Annotated in this window: 5 protein-coding genes; 1 reads left to right on the top strand and 4 read right to left on the bottom strand. The window is 63.8% G+C overall.

Going from position 1 to position 2,872, the window contains the following annotated elements:
- Positions 1-179 precede the first annotated feature (179 nt).
- From AC1D01_RS28195 to AC1D01_RS28180, 4 genes are all read right to left on the bottom strand, one after another.
- Positions 180-419, bottom strand: a complete 240-nt coding sequence (locus tag AC1D01_RS28195) for a hypothetical protein (RefSeq protein ID WP_477872302.1) — start codon at positions 417-419, stop codon at positions 180-182.
- Positions 410-556 (bottom strand): hypothetical protein, encoded by a 147-nt coding sequence (locus AC1D01_RS28190; protein WP_477872300.1) that lies wholly within the window; start codon positions 554-556, stop codon positions 410-412. The genes AC1D01_RS28195 and AC1D01_RS28190 overlap by 10 nt, the downstream gene beginning before the upstream one ends.
- Entirely contained in the window at positions 553-807 is a 255-nt protein-coding gene (locus tag AC1D01_RS28185) for a hypothetical protein (RefSeq protein WP_477872298.1), read from the bottom strand. The genes AC1D01_RS28190 and AC1D01_RS28185 overlap by 4 nt, the downstream gene beginning before the upstream one ends.
- A gap of 309 nt (positions 808-1,116) precedes the next feature.
- A complete protein-coding gene (locus AC1D01_RS28180; protein ID WP_477872296.1) occupies positions 1,117-1,827 on the bottom strand; it encodes a S24 family peptidase in 711 nt (236 codons plus the stop codon).
- A 427-nt stretch (positions 1,828-2,254) separates the two neighbouring features.
- Between AC1D01_RS28180 and AC1D01_RS28175 the strand changes: the two genes are divergently transcribed.
- On the top strand, positions 2,255-2,719 hold the full coding sequence (locus tag AC1D01_RS28175) for a phage regulatory CII family protein (protein ID WP_477872294.1): 465 nt from the start codon (positions 2,255-2,257) through the stop codon (positions 2,717-2,719).
- Positions 2,720-2,872 lie beyond the last annotated feature (153 nt).

Here is a 2,872-nt window from a genome sequence, read left to right as displayed (position 1 = left end):
GTGGTGCGCGATGGTCGCGAGGGTGATGCTGGCAAGCCGTGGCTGCTGCAGCGATACCTCATCGCCGGTGGAGGTGGTGATCCAGGTCATTTGACGTCCTGTGCAGGCGTGTTGAAGCTCGCCGCCTGCGATGGCGCAGGCGGGCGGGAGAAAAGGTGGGGAAGGGCGGCGGCGCGCCGTCAGGCGTGCAGGCTGTCGAAGTTGATCCGCATGAATCGGGCATCAGGGCCGCAGCCGCCAAGCGACGCTCGCATGACGGTGACGGGGCGCCAGCGATCGGGCGCGACCGCGGCCGGGCAGCAGCACACCAAGTCGCCGTCGTCGTGCATGCGGTGATCGCACAGCTCGCATGCGCGGTAGTTCGCGGCGTCCCAGTGGCTCGGCGCGACAGTGAGCAGGGCGGCGGCGATCACAGGCACCTCGCGCTGCAGGTGCGGAGGCTTGAGAAGGTGCACACCAGCATGTCGATGACATCGAAGCTGTGCGATGCGACGACCTGCAGCGCGCCGCGCGTGCCGTCGGAGAGCGTGTAGCGGGCGAGGTAGCGGCGGCTCATGCTTCGCTTGCCTCCGGTGTGTGCTGCGCGCATAGCTCGAGCCACGCACTGGCTGCAGATACCAACGCCGAGAGCTGCCCATGCGACAAGAGCAAGTAGTCTTGGTGCGGGGCAGAGATCTGGAAGCGGATCGGATTCCCTTGTTCGCGCTCGCCGATGTCGATCTGCGGCCAGTAACCGGGATCGACAACCAGTTTGATCGACACCGCTTCCGCGGCCGGCATTGGCATCTGATGAACGATGGCACTCATGCGCACCCCGCAGTCAGAGGCTCGACGCGCTCGACATGGTCGATGGGGTGGCCCAACACCGCATGCGCGCAGTGCATCGCCGCCTCGGCGTCAGAGGCCTGTAGTCGAATGCTGGGCAAGGCGCCGGTTTCAGAGGGCGCGTCGGAGCGGTGGTGGTAGTAGCAGCGGTAGCTGCGCGTGCAGAGCGTTTGCATCGAAACCTCACGAATGAATCAACGTGAGGAGTAGCGTAGCAACTGCTACGACACTATGCAATAGCAAATGCTACGTTTTTGAAGATGCAGGCCAACTGGATGCGTGGGGCAAGAGCTACAGCCCGCCCGATCCCGAGCGATCTCGCACCCGCCCAATGATCGTGATGTGCTCTTGGACAAGGTCAGGCGCGACTATCTCGTCACCATAGTCGGGGTTGTCACTTCTGAGAATCAACGTGCCATCGAGGCGCTTCAGCAAACGCTTCACGCGAAGTTCGGAGTCGTAGCGCAGGGCGTAGACCTTCCCGTCCACGACTTCCGTTTCGGCCATGTTGACCAAGACGTGATCGCCGGGATAGACAAACGGCTGCATGCTGTCGCCAGTGACTCTGAAGCGCCGGACGCGCGTGGGATTGATCCGCTCCTTGATAAACCAATCTCGGCGGTAGTAGGCGGGTTCGCTGTCTTCCACGATCTCATAGGTGGCCTCATGGCCGTTGCCGGCACTGAACCTGACGTTCCATTCGGGTACAGCTATTACCCCGTCTGGAAGTTCGTCCGAAGGGGTCAGCGGAAACACATTGATTGTTGAGTCGAGTGCGTCCCGCCTTGCCGGGCTGAACCAGCCCGACATCCCCGGCAGGGACTCGATCGCTTGTACTGTCTTCTCAGAGATGGGCCTCGCCTCGGACAGCATCTGGCGGATGAACGCGCCATCCTTGTAGCCCAACGCTCGACCCATCTCCGATCGATTGCCGTCGAACTTGTGCGCGAGCGCAGCGGCAAGCCGCTCCACTCTGTACTGCCGCAGTTGTTCGGGTGTCATGTCCTGAACGGTAGCAGACGCTCGCATTGCAAATGCTACTTGCTTGCTAGAAGCAATTGCTACTATCATGGGGGATGAACCTCGCTGACTATCTGGCCGAAGAGCGCGGCCGACATGCGCACGTGGCGCGTGTTGTCGGGGTCGCATCGGCACATCTGTCTCAGATGGCCGCCCGCAGTCGCCCCATTGCTCCTGCCCTCGTACCCGCCCTGGCTATCGCTTGCGATGGCCGGGTCGAGTACTGGGACCTGCGTCCTTCGGACTGGCATCGCATATGGCCCGCTTTGATGGACCACCCAGGTGCGCCCACACCGCAAGCAGCRCAGAGGCGTCGATCAGTCAACCAAACCGCCGATGCATCGCCTCTGCAGACAGTGTCTGCGACGGGGCAATGCGCTGGCTATAGCAGTCAACCTTCGCACCAGCCATGAACGTCCAAACAGCAGCCTTCAACCTCGTCCACGACTACCCCGGCGGCGCAACCGCACTCGCTCCGTTGCTCGGCAAGAGCGCATCCACCCTCAACCATGAGGTCGACCCGAACTACCCGACCGCCAAGCTCGGCCTGGCCGACGCGCTGAAGCTGACGGTGCTCAGCAAGGACCGCGGCGTGCTGAACGCCTTCGCGATGGCCTGCCATTGCATGGTGCTGCCGCTGCCGGCCTGCGCCGATGGCGTCGACGACGACACCTTCAAGGGCGTAACCCGCCTGGCGCGCGAGTTCGCCGAGGTGATCAGCCAGATCAGCGAGGTGACGGCCGACGGCGCCGTTTCCGACAACGAGCTGCGGCGCGTCGAGCGCGAGGCCACCGAACTGGTCAGTGCCGTGCAGGCGGTGCTGACGACGCTGCGCGTGCGCAACGAGGCCGGCAAGCCGAAGGAGGCCCTCTGATGCATATGCAGACCTCCCCCCCGAGCCTCGGGAGCGATGTCCTCGTGCGCGACACCCTGGAGCGCTAGAGCGCTGACGACCTCGCGACCGTCCGCTGTCCTCGTGCGCGACACCCTGGAGCGCTAGAGCGCTGACGACCTCGCGACCGTCCGC

It is taken from the genome of Rhizobacter sp. P3_B12, from assembly GCF_056402895.1.
The sequence above is the reverse complement of the archived record's forward strand: the minus strand, read 5'-3'. Positions and strand labels throughout refer to the sequence as shown.